A 22,730-nucleotide genomic window follows, 5' to 3' on the forward strand; every position below is an offset into this window, starting at 1 on the left:
GCTACCACACTGGATTCACTAGATGAATCCCTCACAGAATTTGTGCAACAGAGCCGCGGAGAGGCCGAGATCCTCGTGCGGTTTGACCAGCCCGCAAGCGGCGCCACGCCGTTCATGTTCCATTGCCATATACTCGAACATGAAGATGCAGGCATGATGGGTCAGTTTACCGTTGCTTGACCTGCGCCCCGTGCGGACCGCAGCGTCGTCATTGTTCTTGATCTGGCAAATCGCCGGTGTCCGATGGTTGATATCGCGCCAGTCATTACACCGAATTCACAAGATGAATTCCGACAGCCGATCTATGGATCAAGCCTGTGCCACTTACCCAATGGCAGGTGATCCAGTGTCCAGTCGCCGATCCGCCAGCGCACCAGCCGCAGCGTCGGAAAGCCGATATGCGCGGTCATGCGGCGGACTTGGCGGTTGCGGCCTTCGCTGATCTGGACTTCGATCCAGCGGTCCGGAACGGATTTTCGCACGCGCACTGGCGGGTCGCGGTCCCATAGGGTGGGGGGGGGAATCAGGCGGACCAGCGCGGGACCGGTGACCCCGTCGTTCAGCGTGACGCCGGCACGCAGAGGTTGCATATCCGCGTCGGTGGGCGCGCCTTCGACCTGTACCAGATAGGTTTTGGGCAGCTTATGTTTCGGGTCAGCGATTTTGGCCTGCAATTTGCCGTCATCGGTCAGCACCAACAGACCCTCGCTGTCGCGGTCCAGACGACCGGCGGGATAGACGTCAGGCACGTCGATATAGGCCGACAGGGTCGGGCGCGGCGACGGGCTGCGCACATCGGTGAATTGTGACAGTACGCCGAACGGTTTATTAAAGAGAATTACGCTGGTCATACGTCTGATTAGCCTGATTGACGGGGGCTGGTCCAGCGGGCTGACGATGTCAGGTTTGCCACATGGCGTGTGCCGCGACTGCGTGCGGCCTCTTGTCGTGATGTGCCGCCGGGCTGGCGATAAAAAATACGGGTATTCATCATTGATTTCCAGCGCTTGTGCGGAAAATCTCACAGGCGGTTGAAATATCTCTTGCATCGAATCCGCAGTTGCCCCAAATGCGTTTTGAAGACGCCAACGCACGCGCCTCTGGCCGGTGATTGTCACGCACACGTGTTTACGTAGCGACGGTAACGTCTCCCTTGGAACTGAGCGGTCATATATGGCCGGGTCTACTGGAGATGACCAAAATGACTGTATATTCTTCTGGCGCCGCGGCGTCTGTCATTGCCGCAGATGCAAACCGCTTGGATGCCTATGTTGCTGCGCGCAGCTTTGATAAGCCGACGCTGGTGATGGATCTTGACCGTGTTGCCAAGCAGTATGATGCTTTGAAAGCCGGTTTGGGCCGCGCTGACATTCACTATGCCGTAAAAGCGAACCCGGCACGCCAGATCATTGCCCGGCTTGTCGACCTTGGGTCGCATTTTGATGCCGCATCGCGTGCTGAGATCGCGCTGTGCCTTGAGGAGGGCGCCGATCCATCGGAGGTGTCGTTTGGCAACACGATCAAGCGTGCGTCTGACATTGCCTGGGCGTGGGAACAGGGGATCACGCTTTTCTCTGCGGATGCCGAAGAAGAGCTGGAAAAGATCGCTGAAAATGCGCCGGGCGCTTCTGTCTACATCCGCCTGATCGTCGAAGTATCGCAGGCCGACTGGCCGTTGTCGCGCAAGTTTGGCTGCGACAGTGACACCGCGCTGCGCCTGCTGGACCTCTGCAAAGAATTGGGGCTGAACCCTGTTGGGTTCTCGTTCCACGTGGGGTCGCAGACCCGCCGTGCTGAAATGTGGGCGCCGACGTTGGACGCCATGGGTGTGATCTGGCAGGCCGCGCTGGACGCCGGTCACGATCTCAGCCTCGTTAATATCGGCGGTGGTTTCCCGGCGTTCTACGGCGAAGAAATCGACGCGCCGACCGCATATGCGGCCAAGGTCATCGAGATGGTCGAAGCCCGCTTCCCCAATGTCGCGCGTATAATGGCAGAGCCGGGCCGCGGTATGGTCGCAGAGGCGGGGGTGATCGTATCCGAAGTGATGCTGGTCTCGCGCAAATCTGATCGCGACATGCACCGCTGGGTGTATCTGGACATCGGGCGTTTCTCGGGTCTGGCCGAAACCGAAGGCGAGGCGATCCGCTATCAGTTTGAAACGGCGCGGGATGCCGATGCGACGGGCCCCTGCATCATGGCAGGCCCCAGCTGTGACAGCGCCGACGTGCTGTACGAAAAGCGCCCTGTCGCGCTGCCGCTGACGCTGAAATCAGGAGATCGTGTGTTGATCCGCAACACCGGGGCGTACACATCGACCTATTCGTCGGTTTGTTTCAATGGCTTCCCGCCGCTGGACGTCGTGGTCATCTAACTGCGCAAGCGGCACGCGGTATACCACCGTGTGCCGCTAAGCGTTTCTAAATTAACACCTTTTTTGTTTACAGTCTGCAAAACCCCGCTAGTTTACAGGTGAGTAATTTTGCAAAGGCTGGCCCCATGCCCCCGATTGCCGACCATCCACTACGCTATCCGATGGCCAATGAGCTGCACGCGCGACCGTTTCCATCGGTGGCGGCACCCAGCCGCGCGGCCTATCTTGCGATCAAGCCAGCCAAGAACGCGGCGGGCCGCGACAGGGCAAAGGACAGGACCCATCTGATTGATTTGCTGGACCGTTTCGGCGCCCAACATCCACAGCCGGATGCGACGCATTATTTCGGACAGATCGGCAAACATATTCTGAAGTGGGAAAGCCATACAGAGTTTGTGACCTACACAATTTTTGGCGATGGCGTCGCAGAACGGCCGTTTGACGTGGCAACCTTCGCGGTCTTTCCTGAAGATTGGTTGGCCGCAGCCCCCGGCACCCGGGTAACCTCTGCGCTGATCCGGGTCGAAGTTGCCGAAGGCGACGGCGGTCTGAGCGACAAGGCACATGATTGGTTTGTCCCTGAAAGTTTGGCGATAAGCCGTGTGCTGGAGGATGATCTGGTTGTGGCTGGCGATTTCAGGATTGATCCTGCGGGCCATATGCGGTTTGCAGTTTTTGCGCGACCTGGCACAGGCGCGCGCCGCATCGGGCGGGTCGTTCAGCGTCTGTGCGAGATTGAGACGTATAAAGCGATGTCAATGTTGGGCCTGTCGCGCGCGCGCGAACTTGGGCCGCGTCTGGCGGCGATTGATGGTACATTGTCAAAACTGGTCGGCGATATGTGTGGCCCCATTGCGGAACCGGCGGGGATGCTGCAATCGCTGCTTGAAGTGTCGGCAGAGCTGGAAAACATCGTGGCGCAGACCGCGTTCCGCTTTGGTGCGACAGGGGCCTATGAGACGATAGTCAATCAGCGGATTGAAGTGCTGCGTGAGCAGCGGTTTGCTGGCCGCCAGACCTTTGGCGAATTTATGATGCGCCGGTTTGATCCGGCCATGCGCACCGTGAAATCAACCGAGCGGCGTTTGCAGGCGATGTCCGACCGCGCCCTGCGGGCCGGTGATTTGCTGCGAACGCGGGTGGATGTGGAACGGTCAGCCCAAAATCAGGATTTGCTGACCAGCATGGACCGCCGCGCCGATTTGCAACTGCGGTTGCAGCGCACGGTTGAGGGGCTGTCGGTCGTGGCCATCAGCTATTACGCGGTCAATCTGGTGCTATATATGACAGGCCCGCTGGAAAAGACGTTTGATATCCCTAAGACGGTGTTGGCCGCGATCGCGACGCCGGTGGTATTGCTGTTTGTGTGGCTGATGGTGCAACGGATTCACAAAAAGATGGCGTAGGGCCGTTGTGCCTTTTGTGTGGCATGCTACCATTTTGCCGCGCGCAAGAGGGGCACGATGATTGATAGTATGAGACTTTGTCTGTTGGCGCTGCTGTCCGGCTCTGCGGCCTTGGCGCAGGAACTGCCCGCGCCGTTGACGGATGCCGATTTCAAACCGGTGCGGATCGAAGAAGTGCTGTTGGGTCAGCAGCTTTTCTATGATCCGATCTTGTCGGGCAATCGCGAGGTGTCCTGTGCAACCTGCCATCATCCGGCGTTTGGGACCAGTGATGGTCTGTCGTTGGGGATTGGCGATGGCGGGATGGGTCTGGGGACGGCCCGTGTGGTTGACCCCGTCAATATGCCTGAACAGCGGGTGCCGCGAAATGCGCCTGCGCTGTTCAATTTGGGCGCTTATGAATTCACCGTGCTGTTTCACGACGGCCGGATCGAGGTGGACGCGGATCGCCCCGGCGGCCTTCGCACCCCTTTGGACGCGGATATGGTCGCCGGGTTTACATCGCTTTTGTCGGCGCAGACGATGTTTCCGGTGCTCAGCCCCGATGAAATGGCCGGGCATTACAGCGAAAACGAGGTGTCCAAGGCAGTGCGCCGTGGTGTGCTGACAGGGCCGGGTGGGGCATGGGATATTATTGCCCGGCGGGTTGCGGATATTCCAGCCTATGCGGCGGATTTTATGCTGGTCTATGACCATATTGACGCGCCGGGCGCGATTGGCTTTGCTGATATCTCAAACGCGATTGCGGCGTTTATTGCGTCTGAATGGCGGTCTGATGGGGCGCCGTTTGATGGGGTGCTGCGGGGCGACGGCGATTTGCCAGCACCTGCTGCCGCTGGCATGGCTTTGTTTTATGGCGAAGCGGGCTGCGCGGGGTGTCACAGGGGCCCGTTTCTGACCGATCATCAGTTTCATGTGATGGGTGTGCCGCAGATTGGCCCCGGCAAGGCCGCCCGATTTGAAAGCCATGCGCGCGATGAGGGACGGTTTCGGGTGACGGGCAATCCTGCGGACCTGTATGCGTTTCGAACGCCCAGCCTGCGCAATGTCGCGCTGACCGCGCCGTACGGTCATGCCGGCGCAGAAAGGGACTTGCGCAAATTTGTAGTCGGTCATCTGGACCCGGCGGCGGCGTTGGCCACCTATGATATCGCGGCAGCGGTCTTGCCCGCGTTTGACGCGGATGATGCGCGTGGGTTGCACGATAATCCGGCAATTGCCGCCGCCGTAACGGTGTCACCGGTGACACTGCGTGATCACGATATTGCTGCTTTGATCGCATTTTTGCAGGCGTTGACCGATCCGGCGGCGCAGCAGGGCCATTTGGGCGTGCCCGATACGGTGCCCAGTGGTCTGCCCGTGGTCCGCCCACGCTAGGGTTTTGTCAGCGTGATTTGGCGGTCGGATTGTGTGCTGTGGCTGGACGCGGTGCCATCGGGCCATGTGATCGTGACGGTGGCGTTTGTTGCAGGCCCAAGGCCAAAGTGCAGTGGCAAGGCCTGACCGCCGGCATGACCGCCGCCGATGGTAACCTGTTGCGATTGTGTGGTTTCGGTTTTGACGCTGATCACCGCGCCGATGGCGTTGCGGTTGCCACCCGATTGGGACAGGGCGATCCGTAGCCAGTGTCCGGTGTCGGCGGTGACGTTGCGGTACAGCTCGATCGGGGCGCGCCGGTTCATGACGATCAGATCAAGGCGCCCGTCGCCATCGAAATCCACGAGCGCGGCCCCGCGCGAGCGGTCGGTGCTTGCGATGCCTGCGCCCCCCCCCGTTTCGGAAAACTGACCATTTTCATTTTGCATCAACAGGTTGTTGGGGTCTTGCATGGCGAGGCCCGGCATTTGGTCGACGTTGCCTTTGGCGATGAACAGATCCGCACGCCCGTCATTGTCCACGTCACCAAACTGCGCGTGCCAGCCGGTTGATGGCCGCCCGTCACCGCCGGTATAGGGCCGCTGCGCGTAGGTTCCGATGGCATAGGGGGCGGCGACGTACGTGCCGTCTGGCTGGGCGATTTGCAGCAGTTGATCACCCATCGACGTCATCATCACCTCGTCGCGCCCGTCACCGGTCAGGTCCCGGCTGGCGATACCCATGCCCCAAAGCGAGACGTTTTGCCAGCCGTCCGCAGGGCCGAGAAAGCGTTCATAGGCGATGTCCCACATTTGTTCATACCCGCCACGCACATAATAGTGCCGATCGTTGGAAATGCGCAGAGTGGGGCGCCCGCGGGCATCAATGCTGGCCAACATTGACAGCGGGCAAAATCCGGGGTTGAGGGGCGCGGTGGCATAGCCATCGGCGGTAGGGCGCAGGATGTGATTGCGATCACACGCCTCAAACGGGCCCTCTGGGTCAAAGCGGTCAACGTAGTTTCCGATGGCCATGGTGGGTTTGCCGTCCGTGTCCCACCACGCGCTAAACGCTGTAGTCCATTGATCATCCGCAGGGATGGTCAGGGCGTCTGTCGCGTCGCTAAAGGCGCAGTTGCCGGTGCCTTGCAGTACTATGTTGGGGCCGACGCGCATCACGAAAAGGTCCATCAGACCGTCGGCATTGATATCCAACGGGTAGGCACCGGTGACGCCGGTCAGCGCGGGGATGGTCGCGGCGACGAAGGTAAAGTCACCCATGTTGCGAAACAGGGCTGCGGGGGTTTCGCCACCGGCGGCAAAGACGTCAGGCAGCGTGTCGCCATTGCAGTCAAACACCGCCACGCCACCACCGACGAAATGTTCCCAACCGCCGCTGTAAATGTGATCAGGGATGCCCCCGGACCGGTTTTCGAACAGCGGGTCAGCACTGGCCGCCGTGGCAAGCAACACAAAGGGCAGGGCGCGTATCATGCGCGGCTTTCGCCCAAGGCGGCGTCACTGACGGCGGCAAGTGCGAGGGCGGTGGCGCCGCGTGCCCAAACCAGATCACCCCAAGCGTGGATTTCGATCCGGCACGGAGGGCGCCCGTCAGTGAGCGTGAGTTTATGCATTTCCGCCAGCACCTCGTCGGCATAAAGATAGTCGTACAGCATCCGTTCGCCGGACAGAATAATCAGCTCAGGGTCAAAGAGCTGGATGACATTGGAAAGGCCCACGGACAGATAGCGCCCCGCGCGGCGAAAGATAGTGCGCGCGGCTTCGTTCCCGGATTTGGCCTGTGCGAACAGCGCGTCCAGCATGGCATTAGGGCTTTGCGGGTTGCGGGGGTTGCGGTGCAGGGCGGTCGCGGCCTCGCGGGCAAGCGCGTAGTCGGCAAGGTATGCCTCAAGACAGCCACGCTGGCCGCACCGGCACAGCGCCCCATCAAGCTGCACCTTGGTGTGCCCCAGTTCCAGCCCCAAACCGCGCGATCCGCGAAACAGCCGGTTATCAAGAACAAGGCCCATGCCGACGCCATGTTCAATGGTCACAACGGCGAAATCAGACATGCCGCGCCCGGCCCCGAACCAAAGTTCGGCAAGCGTCAGCACGTTGGCGTCATTATCGACATGCAGCGGCACACCAAAACGCGCCAGAAAGGCACCCGCAAAGTCGTTGTCGCGGGTGGTCATAAGGGGCGACCATACGACCGTGCCGGTTTGGTGATCGACAATACCGGACATGCCCACGCCCACGGCGGAAATATCGGCCAGTGTTTTGCCTGCGGCGGCAAGGACGATGGCCATCAGCGCATCCATCTCTTCGAGCAGGTCATCAAGGGTCTTGCGGGTTGCGGGTGTTGGCAGCGTGGCATCTGCCAGCATCCGGCCTGCAAAATCGGTCAGCACAGCGGAGTGTTTTTCGTCCGACAGCTTGATGCCGATGACGTGCCGGCCCTCTGGCACGACCTCGAGTGCGACGGGTGGGCGCCCGCGCCCGGGATCGCGCGGCAGGCCATCCACCTCGCGCAGGAGCCCTGCCGCGATCAGATCGGCGGTCAGGGTCGTGGCGGATCCTGCGCTGATGCCCAAGGCGCGGGTGACATCGCTGCGCGCCGCGCGCCCGGCTGCGCGCACGTGTTCAAATATCTGCTGTCGCAACGGTTTTGCATTATCGCTGGCGGTCGACAACATCGGCCCGCAGCCGGATGTGCCCTGCGATTCGCTGTCGTTCAGTGATACTTCGTCATACATTATTCAGAGCCTGAACTATTGGGGCGGTTTTTCGCCGTTGAATTCGGGTGTTTCTGGAGTGTGCCCAATATTTCCGCACCTTAAAAGCGTTTTTTGCGCATTTTCAGCAATTTTTATTTTGACAACTGAATTTAATTGGTCTTCCCTTAGGGTGTAGGGTCAAGAGGCCCACGCCCTCGATACGTGGGGCTGCATTTTCTGGGAGGAACTCATGCATAAATCTATCATCGCCGCTGCTATTGCTGTCGCGGGTTTCAACTCGGCCGCTTTTGCCGAAAGCCACGGTATGACCGTTGGCGTCAGCTGGTCCAACTTTCAAGAAGAGCGCTGGAAGACCGACGAAGCTGCAATCAAAGCCGCACTCGAAGCGGCGGGCGCAACATATGTGTCTGCCGATGCACAGTCATCATCTGCCAAGCAGTTGTCGGATGTGGAAAGCCTGATTGCACAGGGTGTCGACGCCCTGATTATTTTGGCCCAGGACAGTGCTGCAATCGGCCCCGCAGTGGATGCCGCAGCTGACGAAGGCATTCCTGTCGTCGCCTATGACCGTCTGATCGAAGACAGCCGCGCCTTTTATCTGACCTTTGACAACGTCGAAGTTGGCCGCATGCAGGCCCGTGCCGTGTTGGCCGCACAGCCGACCGGCAACTACGTCATGATCAAAGGGTCGCCGACTGATCCAAACGCCGACTTCCTGCGCGGCGGTCAGCAAGAAGTGCTGCAGGCGGCCATCGACAGCGGCGCGATCACGATCATCGCCGAAGCCTATACCGATGGCTGGCTGCCTGCGAATGCGCAGCGCAACATGGAGCAGATCCTGACCGCCAACGACAACAAAGTCGATGCGGTCGTCGCATCCAATGACGGCACGGCTGGTGGCGCTGTGGCTGCACTGACAGCGCAGGGCATGGAAGGCATTCCTGTTTCGGGTCAGGATGGCGATCATGCTGCGCTGAACCGCGTGGCGCTGGGTACACAAACCGTTTCGGTTTGGAAAGACGCCCGTGAACTGGGCAAAGCTGCGGCTGAAATCGCAGTTGCGCTGGCGTCGGACGAAGGCGGCGACATGATGGTTGACGGGTCCGCGATATGGACTTCGCCTGCCGGGACCGAAATGAACGCCATGTTCCTGGCCCCCGTGCCGATCACCGCCGATAACCTGACGGCTGTGACTGACGCAGGCTGGATCACCGTCGAAGCACTCTGTCAGGGTGTGACCGACGGTCCGGCACCTTGTAACTAAGGATCGTGGTGGGGTTTCTTCCACCCTGCGGCCTCGCCTGTGACGGGCGGGGCCTTTTTTCCGAAATTCTTTGCAAACCGCAGGCTGCCTGTCACGATAGGGCAGCGCCGTGATGGAGCATTACATGTCTGATCTCACAGCCACCGATACCCCGCCAAAGCGTTCATTCTTACAATCGCTCGAGGTTGATACCCGCCTTTTGGGAATGATCGGCGCGTTTGCACTTGTGTGTATCGTCTTTAATATTCTGACGGATGGTCGGTTTTTGACGCCGCGGAACGTGTTCAACCTGTCGATCCAGACCGCGTCGGTCGCGATTATGGCGACGGGTATGGTGTTCGTCATTGTCACGCGGAACATTGACCTGTCGGTCGGCGCCATTCTGGCTGTGTGTTCGGCGACGATGGCCCTGACGCAAACGCGGTTTCTGCCCGATACGCTGGGTCTTGGTCTGGGGCATCCGCTGATCCCGTGGGTGACGATTGCATTTGGCATTGCGGTGGGCGCTTTGATCGGTGCGTTCAACGGGTGGCTTGTGGGTTATCAGGGGATTCCGGCGTTTATCGTGACGCTGGGCGGTTTTCTGGTCTGGCGCAACGTGGGCTGGGTGCAGACCAGCGGCCAGACCATTGGCCCGCTTGACCCTGTCTTTCAAGATTTTGGTGGCATCAACGGCACCTTGGGCACGCAGTGGTCGTGGGTTTTTGCCGGTGTTGCTGTGCTGACGACCTGCTGGCTGTTGTGGAGCAACCGGAAAACCAAAGTGGGCCATGGTTTCCCCGTCAAGCCGGTTTGGGCCGAAGTGTCGCTGACCGTGATCCTGTCGGGCGCGATTCTGGCCTTTGTGGCCACGCTGAACGCCTATGCTGTCCCTGAACGGGCCGTCGCGCGTGATTTTGCCGACTATGGTTGCGCCACTGCTGTCGGATGTAACCCATCGTATGGTATTCCCGTGTCGGTGCTGCTGCTGATTGCGGTCGCGGTCACGCTGACTGTCGTGGCGCGGCGCACACGGCTGGGGCGCTACATCTTTGCTACCGGCGGCAACCCTGACGCGGCAGAACTGTCGGGGATCAACACCCGCCTGCTGACGGTCAAGGTGTTCGCGATTATGGGTGTGCTATGTGCAATCGCCGCCGTGGTCGCATCGGCCCGGCAGACATACCACACCAATGACATCGGGACGCTGGATGAACTGCGTGTGATTGCCGCAGCCGTGATCGGCGGCACTGCATTGTCGGGCGGCGTCGGGACGATATATGGCGCGATTCTTGGTGCGCTGATCATGCAGTCACTGCAATCGGGGATGGCGATGGTGGGCGTGGATGCGCCCTATCAGAACATCGTTGTCGGCTCTGTCCTTGTGTTCGCCGTTTGGGTGGACATCCAATACCGCAAAATCACGGGAGCGAAATAATGACCCCATTGGTGCAAATGAAGGATGTGTCGATCTCGTTCGGTGGTGTCAAGGCTGTCGATCATGTGAGCATTGATCTGTATCCCGGTGAAGTCGTTGGTCTTTTGGGTCATAACGGTGCGGGAAAATCGACCCTGATCAAGATGCTGTCGGGTGCCTATAAAATGGACAGCGGCGAGATCTGGATCGAGGGCAAGAAGGCCGAAATCCATTCCCCCCGTGACAGTCGCGATTACAACATCGAGACGATTTACCAGACGCTGGCGCTTGCCGACAATCTGGATGCGGCGTCGAACCTGTTTTTGGGGCGCGAACTGACCACGAAACTGGGCTTTGTTGATGATGGCCGGATGGAAGCGGAGACGCGCAAGATCATGGCGCGCCTGAACCCGAATTTCAAAAAGCTCAAGGAACCGGTGTCGGCTTTGTCGGGGGGGCAACGCCAGTCGGTTGCGATCGCACGTGCGGTGTATTTCAAGGCCAAGATTCTGATCATGGACGAGCCGACAGCCGCCTTGGGTGTACATGAGACCAAGATGGTCGCCGATCTGATCCAAGAGCTGAAAAAACAAGGTCTGGGCATTTTCCTGATCAGCCATGACACGCGCGAGATGATGGAATTATGTGACCGGGTATCGGTGATGAAAAACGGACAGGTCGTTGGCACCGAACGGGTGGAAGACGTGACCGAGGATGACATCCTGTCGATGATCATTCTGGGCAAGAACCCGCGCGCCGCCGCCTGATGTTTATAGGCCTTGATCTGGGGACATCTGGCATCAAGGCTGTATTGATCGACGATGCACAGCGCATTTTGGCCGAGGCAACGCAGCCGCTGGTGGCCGTGCGCCCCGCGCCGGGTTGGTCAGAGCAGGAGCCTGCGTCATGGCTTGATGCCGCTGATGCCGCGATGAAAAAGCTGGGCGCGCAGGTGCCGCTTTCGCAGGTGCGTGGCATTGGGTTGTCAGGGCAGATGCATGGGGCGACCCTTTTGGACGCTGATGATGCCGTGTTGCGGCCCTGCATTTTGTGGAATGACACACGTGCGGCAGCCGAGGCGGCGGCGCTGGATGCGGACCCGCAGTTTCGGGCGTTGACCGGCAATATTGTGTTTGCGGGGTTCACTGCGCCCAAATTGGTTTGGGTGGCGCGCCACGAGCCGGATGTATTTGCCAGGGTGGCCCGTGTGCTGCTGCCAAAGGACTACCTGCGCCTGTGGTTAACTGGCGCGGCAGTGGCCGAGATGTCAGATGCCGCTGGCACCAGCTGGCTGGATGTCGCAAAGCGGGATTGGTCGGACGATCTGTTGGCGGCCACGGGGATGACCCGTGCGCAGATGCCGCATCTGGTCGAAGGCTCCGATGTGTCAGGGTATCTGAGGGACAAATTGGCCAGTCGTTGGGGACTGCCCAAAGGTGTGGTCGTGGCCGGTGGCGGCGGTGACAATGCCGCCAGTGCGGTGGGTGTGGGTGTTGTAAAGGCGGGCGATGCGTTTGTTTCGCTAGGCACATCTGGTGTGCTGTTTGCCGCCAGCGACGCCTATCAGCCGGACCCGGCGTCGGCTGTGCATACGTTCTGTCATGCGCTGCCCGATACATGGCACCAGATGGGTGTTATTTTGGCGGCGGCGGATGCTTTGAACTGGTTTGCCGGGGTGGCCGCTGTGCCCGCAGCGACGCTGACGGGGGGGCTCGGCTCGTTGCAGGCACCGGGGCGGACGGTGTTCCTGCCGTACCTTGGCGGTGAACGAACGCCGCATAATGACGCCAATATCCGTGGATCGTTCCTGCACCTTGATCACGGGACGGACCGGGCCGCATTGACCCGCGCGGTGCTGGAAGGGGTGACCCACGCGGTGCGCGACAGCTTTGACGCGCTGACCGCCACGGGCACCCGGATCAACCGGCTGATCGCGGTCGGCGGCGGGTCGAAATCCGACTATTGGGTACAGGCGATTGCGACATCTTTGGACATTGCGATTGAACTGCCCGTGGCAGGTGACTTTGGTGGCGCCTTTGGGGCGGCGCGCCTTGGTATGATGGCCGCGACGGGTGCTGGGGTCGAAATCGCGACCGCGCCCGAAATTGCCCGCACGATCGAACCTGACACCGCGTTGACCGGGGCCTTTGCTGCCGCTCATGCAAGCTATCGCGCCAGCTATGACGCATTGAAAGGACTGACATGACTGATTTCTTCAAGGGTATTCCTGCCGTCACCTATGAAGGGCTCGACAGCGACAATGATTATGCATTCCGCCACTACAACCCTGACGAGGTGGTGATGGGTAAGGCAATGAAAGATCATCTGCGATTTGCCGCCGCGTATTGGCATTCGTTTGCGTGGCTCGGTGGTGATCCGTTTGGCGGGCAGACGTTTGATCGCCCGTGGTTTGACGACACGATGGATGCGGCGCGCCTCAAGGCGGATGTCGCGTTTGAGATGTTTCAGATATTGGGTGTACCGTATTTTTGTTTCCATGACGCGGATGTCCGGCCCGAAGGTGACAGCTTTGCGCAAAGCACAAAGAACCTTGAGCAGATCGTTGATTACTTTGCAGAAAAAATGGATGCGACCGGGGTAAAATTGCTGTGGGGCACAGCGAACCTGTTCTCGCACAAGCGGTTCATGTCTGGGGCGGCGACAAACCCTGACCCGGATGTCTTTGCCTATTCGGCGGCTACGATCAAGACCTGTATGGACGCCACGATGAAGTTGGGCGGCGAGAATTACGTGCTTTGGGGCGGCCGCGAAGGCTATGAGACGCTGTTGAACACCGACATGGGGCGCGAACGCCAGCAGGCGGGTCGGATGTTGCAGATGGTGGTCGATTACAAGCACAAGATGGGTTTCAAGGGCGCGATCCTGATCGAGCCAAAGCCACAAGAGCCAACCAAGCATCAGTATGATTATGATGTGGCGACGGTATACGGCTTTCTCAAGGACTTTGGGCTTGAGGGCGAAGTGCAGATGAATATTGAGCAGGGGCACGCTATTCTGGCCGGACATTCGTTCGAGCATGAATTGGCGGTTGCGCGCGAGTTGGGAATTTTCGGGTCGATTGATATGAACCGGAACGATTATCAATCGGGCTGGGACACGGACCAGTTTCCCAACAATGTGCCCGAAATGGCGCTGGCCTATTACGAGGTGCTGCGCGCGGGCGGCTTTACCACCGGTGGCACCAACTTTGATGCCAAGTTGCGGCGGCAGTCGCTGGACCCCGAGGACCTGATCCTGGCGCATGTCGGTGGGATGGATGCCTGTGCCGCAGGCATGAAGGCGGCGGCGGCGATGCTGGAAGATGGCAAGTTGGAGGCGGCGCGCAATGACCGCTACGCTGGCTGGGATACGCCCGATGGGCGGGCGCTGCTGAACAGCGATCTGCATGGCATCATGCAAAAAGTGCTGGCCGATGGCACCGATCCACAGCCCCGGTCGGGTCGGCAGGAACGGCTGGAAAATCTAGTAAACCGTTATCTGTGACGGCCTTGCGCCTTTGACGCGCGCTGCCTAACCTGATCGTCAAAGGGACAGGCATCAGCGCGTGATCAGATCAATTATCAAGGCGCTTGGGCGCAGGCATATGGACGTGACCCTGCGGTCAGGCCCTGTGTTTGTCGTGCGGATCATAGAACGGCCGGGGCTGTGGATGGATGTGGCAGGTATTGCAGCGCTTTGTGCCGATTTGCGCTGTGTTGCCGCGCGCACGTTGGATGTGGGCAGCCTGACCTATGGCGTGTTTTCGGGCGATGCATCCCGGCTGGAAGAGGTGATCATCACTGTTGTCTACCGCCGCGATGGCACGCCGGTTGCCTTTAACGCATTGGCCGTGATGCAGTTGCAGGGCATGATGGGGCAACCCACCGAGGTGCTGCATCTGGGGTTGGTCATGGTGGACCCGGATGAGCGGTCCAAGAACCTGTCTTGGGTGCTCTATGGGCTGACCTGTTTTTTGATCTTCTTTCGGCGCCAGTTCCGCCCGGTGTGGGTTTCCAATGTGACGCAGGTGCCTGCCGTGGTAGGCATGGTGTCGCAGATGTTTTCCAATGTCTGGCCCAAGCCCGATGGCGGGCGGCGCACGCTGACCCATGTGCTTTTGGCGCGTCGAATCATGGCCGATCACCGTGATGTCTTTGGTGTGGGCTACGACGCCGGGTTCGATGAGGAACGGTTTGTGATAACTGACGCATATACCGGCGGGTCGGATGATCTGAAAAAAACCTGGGAGGCCGCGCCCAAGCACCGCGATGCGCGCTATAACGCGTATTGCGCGGCGGCGCTGGATTATGGCCGCGGCGATGATGTGATGCAGCTAGGGCAGATGGATTTGGCGGCGATGCGGGGCTATCTGGCGCGTGAAGTACCTAAATCGGCTGTTCTGGGGCTGTTGGTGGCTGGTGCCATGGTTGCGCTACGCCGGTTTGTCCTGCCGGGTCTTTATTGGGCTGATAGCGCGAACCAGTGGTCAATTCTGCGCCCCTGCGCGGGCCGGCAAAAATGATTGCTGCTGCGGGTATCATGACCGAGCTGTTCTTATCCTGCGCGGCGCTTGTCGGGCTGGCGGTGTTGGACCGGATGCTGACCCGGCGCGATGCGTGGGACCCGTTGAACCGGCGGTTCGTGTTTGGTGTGCGGGTGACGATGTTGCTGTTTGCCGGGCGCGCGCTGCTGATCGTGACCGGGGTGGCGGGGTTTCGTATCCTGGTATTGCTCGGGGCTGGGCTGATCCCGCTGGCGGTTTTGTTGCTGACCGAAGGCCTGCTGCGGCGCCATGCGCCCCGCTGGATCAAAGTGCTGATCGGGGGTGGGACGGTCATAAGTCTGGTAAGCGCTTTTTGGTATTCCGGCAGTATTGATCCGCTGCGCCTGATGGCCCTGCTGGCCTTTCAGATCGCGGGTTTTTGCGTGGCTGGTTGGTTGATCCTGCGCCGTGATCGGGCATCGCTGTCGGCGGGCGAAAACACGATGGTGGCGCGGTTGGGGCTGTCTCTTTTTGCGTTTATCCCGATGGCAGCGGGGGATTTTCTGATGGTGTATCTGGGGCTGCCGATCCAGTTTTCAGCGCTGGCGGTGTTGATCTTATGCTGGCTGGCAATTGGTTTGGGGCGGTCGCAATGGGGGCATGGCGCGACACTGGTCAGCCTTGGGATGATCATTGCGGCGGCAGTTCTGGTCGGATCGCTGATTGGGTTTTTCGGCACGTTGGGCCGTGATGGAACGCTGCTGTGCATTGCGCTGATCATGGCGGCGATGTTTCTGCTGGCGATTTTCAATGACGCGCGTGCGCTGCGATCGGAGGCACAAAGCCTTGGGCTTTTGCGCCATATGGCCGATGCCGATACCGATGATCCGCTTGCATTCTTGCGTGATCTGCAAGCGCACCCGCTGGTCGAAGGTGCCGTGGTTCTAAGCGCCGATAGTCTGGCAGGCTTGCAGGCGGCAACGCTGGCGGCGATTTTTGAGGCAAGCCCGGTGCTGCGGCGGGCGGCACCGCCCAATTTGGGTGCTGCTGCGGACGATCATATCGCGTATCTGTTCGCCCACTACAGTGCGACACATATCATGCGGGTTGCGGTTGCGCCGCCGGTTTTCATCGCGCTGTCCATGCCATCGCTTAGCGCGTCACCGATGGCAGAGTTGGAGTTACAGGTGGTACAACGGATGGCGGCGCTGATGGCTGCGCGGCCGGGAGGCATGAAATGAAAGAGTTACGCGACAAGGCAGTGCGGATATTTCAGGCCGGGGTTCGCGCGGCAGATCCTTACGCTGCGGTGCAAGCTGCGGCGGATCATGTGACCGACCGACCTGCGTTAATCATCGCAGTGGGCAAAGCCGCGCGGTTAATGGCCAAGGCGGCGCTGGATCGGTTTGCGGGTGTCCGCACCTTGGTTGTGACAAACTATGAAAATGCGGCAACTTTGGACGGGGCACAGGTTTTTGCGGCGGGTCATCCGGTGCCTGATGAAAATGGGGCGCAGGCCGCGCAGGCGGTGATTGCGGCGTTGCGGGCGGCGCAGGGGCCGGTGCTGGCGCTGATTTCGGGCGGCGGATCGGCTCTTTTGCCTGCCCCGACGGCGCCGCTGTCGCTGGGGGACAAGGCGGCTGTCAATGCGCTTTTGCTGGCGTCGGGGCTGGATATTCGGGCGATGAACCTGATCCGGCAGCATCTGTCGGACCTCAAGGGCGGGGGTTTTTTACGGCTGGCGTCACCGCAACCTGTTATGGCGCTGATCCTGTCGGATGTTGTCGGCGATGATCTGTCCACCATCGCCAGTGGACCAACTGTGGCCCCCATCGGAACGGGCGCGGAGGCGACCGCGCTGTTGAAAGACTGCGGTCTTTGGGCGCAGGTCCCGCAGGCGGTGCGCGACCATCTGACCAGCAAGGCGGCACCCAATGGCTTGCCACCGGCGGTCAATATCTTGGTTGGATCGAATGCGCAAAGTGTCGCGGCGATGGCTGCGGTTGCGCAGGATGCGCATGTCATTCCCGATGCTGTCGCGGGCGATGTGCGCGATGCGGCTGTGCTGATCTGTGACCATGCGCGCGTTGGCATCACCCTGTGGGGCGGCGAAACAACGGTGATGTTGCGCGGTACGGGGCGTGGCGGGCGCAATCAGGAATTGGCGCTTTGGATCGCGGTCGAGGCCGCAAAGCGTGGCTGGACCGATTGGGTGTGTTTGCAGGGTGGCACCGACGGGCGCGACGGCCCGACCGATGCGGCAGGTGGTCTGGTGGATCACGGGACCTTGGCCCGGATCACGGCGCAGGGCGGCAACCCAGAGGCGCTGCTGGCCAACAATGACAGCTATGCGGCGCTGGCGTTGGCGGGTGATCTGTTGATCACCGGGCCGACCGGGACGAATGTCGCTGATCTGGGGGTGCTGATCCGCAGGGGTTAATCGACGGGTAGGCCGCTGGGAACAGTGTCGGGGCGGCCCATGGGGCGGTCGCGGGCGGTTTCGCCGGTCAGGGCGTGCAGAAACGTGACCAGATCAGCGATTTCTTCGTCTGATAATCGGATCGGCTGGATATCAAGCGCCTGAACCTGCCGCGCCATTTCGCGGGTGTCTGCCCGGATCGCAAAATCACTGGCCGCGAGCCATGGAATGTCGGGCAATGCGACCATGCGGGGCTGCCATGCCGCGCGCGACCCGACCGGATCGCCGTGGTGGCGGATCATGCGTTGCAGCGTGGCAAAGGCGCCGTTGTGCCCATAAGGCGCGGTGAGCGCAACATTGCGCAGTGATGGGGTCCGAAACCGGTAAGCATCTGATAACAAGTTTGTTTTCACCATCCGCCCGACGTCACGCGGCAACGGATCAAAGGCGCGCGTGCGTCCCGGCCCAAAGGCTGGCAAGCCAAGCGCATGAAACGCCTGATCCGTGAACAGTGGTCCTGCGTGGCATGATGCGCAGCGATTGTTAAAGAAAAGTTGACGCCCCCGTTCGGCGTCTGGCGGCAGCGGGGTGCCGGTCAGCCAGGCGTCATAGGGGCTGTCATGGGATTGCCATTCGCGGGCGATGAACGCGCCAAGGGCGTTGCCGATTTCAACGATGCTCACATCACCCGGTTTTTCAATGTGATCAAAGGCTTGCACGAACATTTGCCCATATTCCGGGATGATGCGCACGCGTTTGGCGATGATCGGCCACGCGGTATCAATGCGGTTGTGAATGGCCCCGGCGATTTCGTTTTCGCGGGGGTTTCCCGCCATCTCAAACTGCGCCACGATCGGAAATAAAGCCTGCGCGGCCAATAGGTTATCCAAGCCTTGGGGAAGCCATTCTTCGGCGGGGCTGTCAAACCCGTTGCCGTAGATGTCAGAGCGCGACAAGCGACCATCGTGGAACAGCACACGAACGGAATTATGGCCAAGATTCCAGAGGCTTGGGGCGTTGCGGGGGATGCGTTTGCGCACCCTGTCCGCACCGGTGCCGGGGGTGCGGTCGGGGCCAACGCCCGCGCCGCCTTCGCCGATGCCAAGCGGCAGGCCGTCGCTGCCGCTATGATCGTGGTGGTGGCACGTGCCGCAGGAGATATTTTTGTTCCCTGACAGTATCTTATCATAAAATAGCAACTGGCCGATGCGGGCTTGATCCACGTCCGTGGGGATGTAATCATCGGGCAAAATCGGCTGAGCGGTGGCCAGATTGGCACCGAAAACCAACCAAAGGAGCGCCGTATGTATCGCGTACACAAGGCGTACATGGACTGTACGTACACGTGTCTGGCTTTGCTGTTCTGGGTGCTGCCCGCGCAGGCCGATATGGAACACGCGCGCAATCTGATGGAGGCGGGCCAATTTGCCGAGGCCCGCGCCGCGTTCGAGGTTTACGCCCGGTCGGGCAACGCCGATGCCGAGGAACTGATCGGCGTGATGTACGCCATGGGTCTGGGCGTCGCGCGCGACGACGAACGGGCGTTCGACTGGTATCTGCGGGCGTCGATGAAAGGGCATCCTGGGGCGCAATCCGGGCTTGGCTGGTATTATGAGGTCGGGCGCGGGCTGCCCGCGCCGGATATGGTCAGAGCGTACCTGTGGTATGCGCTGTCAGCAATAGGCGGGGACCCCGATGCGGTCGACAGTCTGGAAGAGATCACGCCACGGCTTACGGCGGATGAGCGGGCGCGGGCCGAGGTGCTGGTAGATGACTACAAGGTCTGGATGTATCCGTTTCGGTGAAGGGTGACATGCGATAAAAGTGATTGCGCTATTCACCGTGGGGTGGCGGGGTGAACCCCGCCCTACGGGGGCGCTGGATGTGAAAGGGCCGTCCAAACGGACGGCCCTTTTGCGTGTCGATACAAGTGCGACGTTTAGTTCAGGTCGCTTTCGTAGGCGGCGTCGAGGTCGGCTTCGGCTTTGGCTACGGCTGTGACAAGCGCGTCGAGGATTTGGTCGCCGCCGTCGACGTTGGCGCGGAACCAGTCCTGCACGGGCAGGGAGGCCGCGGCGAAGGCGGCTTTTTCATCGGGTGACGGCACGTAGAGGTCGCCGCCGCCTGCGACGAAGGCCTCGTAGGCTTCGATGGATTTACGCTTGGGTGACGCAAAGGTCGCCTGTTGCAACTGGCTGAAGCCATCGACGACGACGCGGCGCAGGTCGGTTGGCATGGCCATGAAGCTTGCGTTGCTCATCCACCAAAGCGCACCCATGTAGGCGTGCCCGTCGAGCGTGAGGTATTGCAGGCCCGCGTCTGGGAATCTCATGCCCATGATGTCGGTGATGCCATTCTTTGAGCCTTCGACAACGCCGGTCTGGAGGGATGTGAACAGTTCGGGCCATGGGATCGGTGTGGGCGATGCACCCATTGCGCGGACCAGTTCCTGTGGCAGGTCTGCGACCACGGTGCGGATTTTCAGGCCGTCCAGATCCGAGGGCTGTGTGACCCGGCGCTGTGTGTTGGCAAAGTTGCGCCAGCCGCCGGTGTTGCCGATGGTCATCAGGCGGATGGTGTTGTCGGAGGTTTCCAGCGCCATGTCACGCATGGTGCGGGTGAAGTCGCCGGTCAGCACGGCCTCGGCCACCCGGTCATTGGCCATCAGGTAGGGCAGGTCGAGAACCTGCACGTAGGGGAAGATGCCCGCAGCACCGCCGGAGGTGGAGATATAGACGTCGATGGAGCCTTCGGCGACGCCTTCGAGACATTCCGCACCCGTCGCGCAGAGCTGTGTGCCGATGAAGAGTTCCACAGCGATGCGGCCGTTGGAGGCAGCTTCGACGTAGTTCTTGAACACGACAAGACCGTCGTAATCTTCGTCATTTTCATTCGAATTGGCGGTGGCGCGGATGGTATATTCCGTATGCCCGGCCGCCCATGTGGCGAGCGGTGTTGCCAGAAGCGCGGCGGTTGCGGCCACGCGTGTGAAGGTTTTCAGCATTTTGTCCTCCCTTGGACGTTGAAAGATGGCCGGGTAAACCCCGACCTACGGTGATGGGCTTATGCAAGCCGAGAAGCCGATGTCCGGGCCGCAGCCGAGAAAACCGGTAAGATAGGGGACGGTCATCGAAATGGCCGGTATATAGGTGATAAGGAAGATCACGACCACCTCGACGGCGAGGAACGGCAGGATCGCGCGGGCGATGGTTTCGACCTTTTCGCCCGAGACTGTACTGGCCACGAAAAGCACCAGCCCCATGGGCGGCGTGGCAAGGCCGACGGTGAGGTTCACGCTCATGATGATGGCGAAGTGCACGGGGTGGACGCCGAGGTCGACAAAGATCGGGCCAAGGATGGGGCCAAGGATGATGATCGCGGGGCCTGCATCGAGGAACATGCCGACGATGAACAGCAAGATGTTGATGAGGAACAAAAGAACAAGCGGGTTTTCCGACAGCGACAGGATATAGTCTGACAGTATTTGCGGCGCATATGACAGGGATACGACGGTTTTGAACGATACCGCAGCGCCAACCAGCAGCAGTACCGCAGAGGTGGCCAGTGCCGAACGGGTCAGCACATCGGCAAGGTCGCGCAGTTTCATCGACCGCAGCACGAAGAATGACACGATCAGCGCGTAGGCGACGGCGACGGCTGACGCCTCGGTCGGGGTGAAGACGCCGACAAGGATGCCGCCGAGGATGATGATGGGGGTTTGCAGCGGTGCCACGGCCTTTTTGCAGATCATGCGGAAGTCATGAGACACGCGGTCCCGGTAGCCCATCAGCAAGATGTGCGAAACCACCAGCAGGACGGCAAAGACGACCCAGAGGTCGAGGGTGTGGATTTTGTCGCCCGCGTCGTTGACCGTGGCCAGACCGACGGATGTGGACAGGCCGCCGTAGATCGCCATCAGCAGGCCCGCGACATTGATCCGGATCAGCGCAAAGCTGACCCAATATTCAACCGGGGTCATTGTCTGGCCGGTGTGAACGATGCGCTCGGCCTTGGGTAAATCATACCGGTCGGCCATCAGCCGCACCATGATCATCAGCCCGACGCCCACGAGGATGCCGGGGACAATACCGGCGAGAAACAGTGCCGCGACGCTTTCGCCCATGACGTAGGCGTAGATGATCATGATGCCCGATGGTGGGATGATGGGGCCGATGACCGAGCTGGCGGCGGTGATGGCTGCGGCGAATTTACGGGTGTAGCCGTTTTTCTCCATCGCGGGGATCAGGGTGGAGCCAAGCGCGGAGGTGTCGGCCACGGCGCTGCCCGAGAGGCCCGCGAAGAGGATCGAGCTGAGGATATTCACATGGGCCAACCCGCCGCGCAGGTGGCCCATGAAGGCCTGTGAAAATTCGACCAAGCGCAGGGTGATCCCGCCCCGGTTCATGATTTCGCCCGCCAGCATGAAGAACGGCAGCGCCATGAGAGGAAAGCTGTCCATGCCGTTGTAAAGATTGCGATAAAGCCCTGCGACGACGTTGCGGCTATCGCCTTCGAGCATGATCAGCGCGATGGGGGATGCCAGCAGGGCAAAGATCACCGGCAGGCCGACCATGATCAGGATCAGGAAGATCGGAAGGAACCATAAAAGCATCAGTCGGCCCCCACGATTGTGTCATCACGCTGCTGGGTCAGGCGGTCGCCCTGGCCCAGCAGCGTGATGATTTGCCGGATCATCAGTTCGATATTCACAAGGATCAGCAAGTTCACCCCGACCCAGAGCGCAGCATATTGATAATTGTTCTGGAATTTCGCGCCGCATTTGCCGATCTCGATCCCGAAGGGCCACCGCAGCGAGGACGAGCAGCCGCGCCCGGAGAGGGTATCGACGTGGTTGTTCAAGCCGCGTTCCCACGCGATCACAAGCACCCAGAGTGAAATCGCCAGCAACAAGAGGCTCAGCAGGCCGGACAGGACCCGCGGCAAGGCCCGTTCGACCATGTCAATCGCGACGAAGCCCCCCTTGCGGTAGGCCAGCGGTGCCATCAGGCCGGTCATCCACAACATGCCGAAACGCGCGCCTTCCTCGGTCCAGTTGGGGGCGTCGTTGAGGACGTAGCGGAAGAATACCTGACCAAGGATCAGGCAGACCATGATGGCCAATGCCGTGACCGCGATGGCCCGACCCATGGACAACACAGCAGTGTTGAACCGTTGCAGCGGCCACAAGAGGCCAAACAGGACCGACATGCGGCTCCTCCCCTGTTGTGTATGTTGGGCGTTTTGCCCGTGTCGTAAGGGGGCGCTGCCCCCGTCCCGGATCAAGTCCGGGCCTCC

Annotated in this window: 20 protein-coding genes; 13 read left to right on the forward strand and 7 right to left on the reverse strand. The window is 60.4% G+C overall.

The window, feature by feature from the left end; translation table 11 throughout:
• A partial coding sequence (locus QZ196_RS04720) for a multicopper oxidase domain-containing protein (protein ID WP_296424420.1) occupies window positions 1-180 on the forward strand: 180 nt, incomplete at its 5' end.
• Window positions 181-302: 122 nt separating this feature from the next.
• On the opposite strand, the gene QZ196_RS04725 is transcribed toward QZ196_RS04720, so the two are convergent.
• A complete protein-coding gene (locus tag QZ196_RS04725; RefSeq protein ID WP_296424422.1) occupies window positions 303-851 on the reverse strand; it encodes a pseudouridine synthase in 549 nt (182 codons plus the stop codon).
• A gap of 350 nt (window positions 852-1,201) precedes the next feature.
• On the opposite strand from QZ196_RS04725, the gene QZ196_RS04730 reads away from it, so the two are divergent.
• The 3 genes from QZ196_RS04730 (at window position 1,202) to QZ196_RS04740 (ending at window position 5,157) form a co-directional block, all read left to right on the forward strand.
• Window positions 1,202-2,374, forward strand: coding sequence for a type III PLP-dependent enzyme (locus QZ196_RS04730; protein ID WP_296424423.1), 1,173 nt, complete (start codon window positions 1,202-1,204; stop codon window positions 2,372-2,374).
• A 125-nt stretch (window positions 2,375-2,499) separates the two neighbouring features.
• The gene (locus QZ196_RS04735) at window positions 2,500-3,780 is read left to right on the forward strand and encodes a DUF3422 domain-containing protein (protein ID WP_296424425.1); all 1,281 of its coding nucleotides are present in this window, start codon (window positions 2,500-2,502) and stop codon (window positions 3,778-3,780) included.
• Window positions 3,781-3,849: 69 nt separating this feature from the next.
• Window positions 3,850-5,157, forward strand: coding sequence for a cytochrome c peroxidase (locus tag QZ196_RS04740; RefSeq protein ID WP_296424427.1), 1,308 nt, complete (start codon window positions 3,850-3,852; stop codon window positions 5,155-5,157).
• On the opposite strand, the gene QZ196_RS04745 is transcribed toward QZ196_RS04740, so the two are convergent.
• Window positions 5,154-6,629, reverse strand: a complete 1,476-nt coding sequence (locus QZ196_RS04745) for a CRTAC1 family protein (RefSeq protein WP_296424429.1) — start codon at window positions 6,627-6,629, stop codon at window positions 5,154-5,156. The two genes, QZ196_RS04740 and QZ196_RS04745, sit on opposite strands and share 4 nt — an antisense overlap.
• Window positions 6,626-7,891, reverse strand: coding sequence for an ROK family protein (locus QZ196_RS04750; RefSeq protein WP_296424431.1), 1,266 nt, complete (start codon window positions 7,889-7,891; stop codon window positions 6,626-6,628). Before QZ196_RS04750 ends, QZ196_RS04745 begins: the two co-directional genes overlap by 4 nt.
• 211 nt (window positions 7,892-8,102) lie before the next feature.
• Between QZ196_RS04750 and xylF the strand changes: the two genes are divergently transcribed.
• The 8 genes from xylF to QZ196_RS04790 all read left to right on the forward strand — a co-directional run bounded on the left by xylF (window position 8,103) and on the right by QZ196_RS04790 (window position 17,456).
• On the forward strand, window positions 8,103-9,137 hold the full coding sequence (gene xylF / locus QZ196_RS04755; RefSeq protein ID WP_296424434.1) for a D-xylose ABC transporter substrate-binding protein: 1,035 nt from the start codon (window positions 8,103-8,105) through the stop codon (window positions 9,135-9,137).
• 124 nt (window positions 9,138-9,261) lie between these two features.
• The gene (locus tag QZ196_RS04760; RefSeq protein WP_296424436.1) at window positions 9,262-10,554 is read left to right on the forward strand and encodes a sugar ABC transporter permease; all 1,293 of its coding nucleotides are present in this window, start codon (window positions 9,262-9,264) and stop codon (window positions 10,552-10,554) included.
• Window positions 10,554-11,300, forward strand: a complete 747-nt coding sequence (locus tag QZ196_RS04765) for an ATP-binding cassette domain-containing protein (protein WP_296424437.1) — start codon at window positions 10,554-10,556, stop codon at window positions 11,298-11,300. Before QZ196_RS04760 ends, QZ196_RS04765 begins: the two co-directional genes overlap by 1 nt.
• Window positions 11,300-12,739: a xylulokinase gene (gene xylB / locus QZ196_RS04770; RefSeq protein WP_296424439.1), complete on the forward strand. Its 1,440-nt coding sequence runs from the start codon at window positions 11,300-11,302 to the stop codon at window positions 12,737-12,739. Before QZ196_RS04765 ends, xylB begins: the two co-directional genes overlap by 1 nt.
• Complete coding sequence (xylA, locus tag QZ196_RS04775) at window positions 12,736-14,037, forward strand: xylose isomerase (RefSeq protein ID WP_296424442.1); 1,302 nt, start codon at window positions 12,736-12,738, stop codon at window positions 14,035-14,037. The genes xylB and xylA overlap by 4 nt, the downstream gene beginning before the upstream one ends.
• A gap of 61 nt (window positions 14,038-14,098) precedes the next feature.
• Window positions 14,099-15,055, forward strand: a complete 957-nt coding sequence (locus tag QZ196_RS04780; protein WP_296424444.1) for a hypothetical protein — start codon at window positions 14,099-14,101, stop codon at window positions 15,053-15,055.
• Entirely contained in the window at window positions 15,052-16,257 is a 1,206-nt protein-coding gene (locus QZ196_RS04785) for a hypothetical protein (protein WP_296424446.1), read from the forward strand. The genes QZ196_RS04780 and QZ196_RS04785 overlap by 4 nt, the downstream gene beginning before the upstream one ends.
• The gene (locus QZ196_RS04790; protein ID WP_296424449.1) at window positions 16,254-17,456 is read left to right on the forward strand and encodes a DUF4147 domain-containing protein; all 1,203 of its coding nucleotides are present in this window, start codon (window positions 16,254-16,256) and stop codon (window positions 17,454-17,456) included. The genes QZ196_RS04785 and QZ196_RS04790 overlap by 4 nt, the downstream gene beginning before the upstream one ends.
• Here the strand turns inward: QZ196_RS04790 and QZ196_RS04795 are convergent.
• Window positions 17,453-18,724, reverse strand: a complete 1,272-nt coding sequence (locus QZ196_RS04795; protein ID WP_296424451.1) for a cytochrome c peroxidase — start codon at window positions 18,722-18,724, stop codon at window positions 17,453-17,455. The two genes, QZ196_RS04790 and QZ196_RS04795, sit on opposite strands and share 4 nt — an antisense overlap.
• Window positions 18,725-18,763: 39 nt before the next feature.
• Here QZ196_RS04795 and QZ196_RS04800 point away from each other — a divergent pair, with 39 nt between their 5' ends.
• Entirely contained in the window at window positions 18,764-19,240 is a 477-nt protein-coding gene (locus QZ196_RS04800; protein WP_296424583.1) for a tetratricopeptide repeat protein, read from the forward strand.
• Between the two features lie 134 nt (window positions 19,241-19,374).
• Here QZ196_RS04800 and dctP read toward each other — a convergent pair whose 3' ends face one another.
• The 3 genes from dctP to QZ196_RS04815 are packed head-to-tail and all read right to left on the reverse strand — an operon-like array spanning window position 19,375 to window position 22,643.
• Complete coding sequence (dctP, locus tag QZ196_RS04805; protein WP_296424453.1) at window positions 19,375-20,439, reverse strand: TRAP transporter substrate-binding protein DctP; 1,065 nt, start codon at window positions 20,437-20,439, stop codon at window positions 19,375-19,377.
• A 45-nt stretch (window positions 20,440-20,484) separates the two neighbouring features.
• Window positions 20,485-22,047 carry a TRAP transporter large permease gene (locus QZ196_RS04810; RefSeq protein ID WP_296424455.1) on the reverse strand — a complete coding sequence of 521 codons (1,563 nt, stop codon included), beginning with the start codon at window positions 22,045-22,047 and terminating at the stop codon, window positions 20,485-20,487.
• Window positions 22,047-22,643, reverse strand: a complete 597-nt coding sequence (locus tag QZ196_RS04815; RefSeq protein WP_296424457.1) for a TRAP transporter small permease subunit — start codon at window positions 22,641-22,643, stop codon at window positions 22,047-22,049. The genes QZ196_RS04810 and QZ196_RS04815 overlap by 1 nt, the downstream gene beginning before the upstream one ends.
• Window positions 22,644-22,730 lie beyond the last annotated feature (87 nt).

This window comes from Yoonia sp., from assembly GCF_017854565.1.
GTDB lineage: Bacteria > Pseudomonadota > Alphaproteobacteria > Rhodobacterales > Rhodobacteraceae > Yoonia.

Coding starts and splice junctions, on each gene's coding strand:
- QZ196_RS04790 (WP_296424449.1), top strand. CDS start 16,254: ATGAAAGAGTTACGCGACAAGGCAGTGCGGATATTTCAGGCCGGGGTT.
- QZ196_RS04810 (WP_296424455.1), bottom strand. CDS start 22,047: ATGCTTTTATGGTTCCTTCCGATCTTCCTGATCCTGATCATGGTCGGC.
- QZ196_RS04745 (WP_296424429.1), bottom strand. CDS start 6,629: ATGATACGCGCCCTGCCCTTTGTGTTGCTTGCCACGGCGGCCAGTGCT.
- QZ196_RS04800 (WP_296424583.1), top strand. CDS start 18,764: ATGGACTGTACGTACACGTGTCTGGCTTTGCTGTTCTGGGTGCTGCCC.
- QZ196_RS04750 (WP_296424431.1), bottom strand. CDS start 7,891: ATGTATGACGAAGTATCACTGAACGACAGCGAATCGCAGGGCACATCC.
- QZ196_RS04765 (WP_296424437.1), top strand. CDS start 10,554: ATGACCCCATTGGTGCAAATGAAGGATGTGTCGATCTCGTTCGGTGGT.
- QZ196_RS04760 (WP_296424436.1), top strand. CDS start 9,262: ATGTCTGATCTCACAGCCACCGATACCCCGCCAAAGCGTTCATTCTTA.
- xylA (WP_296424442.1), top strand. CDS start 12,736: ATGACTGATTTCTTCAAGGGTATTCCTGCCGTCACCTATGAAGGGCTC.
- xylB (WP_296424439.1), top strand. CDS start 11,300: ATGTTTATAGGCCTTGATCTGGGGACATCTGGCATCAAGGCTGTATTG.
- dctP (WP_296424453.1), bottom strand. CDS start 20,439: ATGCTGAAAACCTTCACACGCGTGGCCGCAACCGCCGCGCTTCTGGCA.
- QZ196_RS04740 (WP_296424427.1), top strand. CDS start 3,850: ATGAGACTTTGTCTGTTGGCGCTGCTGTCCGGCTCTGCGGCCTTGGCG.
- QZ196_RS04725 (WP_296424422.1), bottom strand. CDS start 851: ATGACCAGCGTAATTCTCTTTAATAAACCGTTCGGCGTACTGTCACAA.
- xylF (WP_296424434.1), top strand. CDS start 8,103: ATGCATAAATCTATCATCGCCGCTGCTATTGCTGTCGCGGGTTTCAAC.
- QZ196_RS04730 (WP_296424423.1), top strand. CDS start 1,202: ATGACTGTATATTCTTCTGGCGCCGCGGCGTCTGTCATTGCCGCAGAT.
- QZ196_RS04815 (WP_296424457.1), bottom strand. CDS start 22,643: ATGTCGGTCCTGTTTGGCCTCTTGTGGCCGCTGCAACGGTTCAACACT.
- QZ196_RS04785 (WP_296424446.1), top strand. CDS start 15,052: ATGATTGCTGCTGCGGGTATCATGACCGAGCTGTTCTTATCCTGCGCG.
- QZ196_RS04735 (WP_296424425.1), top strand. CDS start 2,500: ATGCCCCCGATTGCCGACCATCCACTACGCTATCCGATGGCCAATGAG.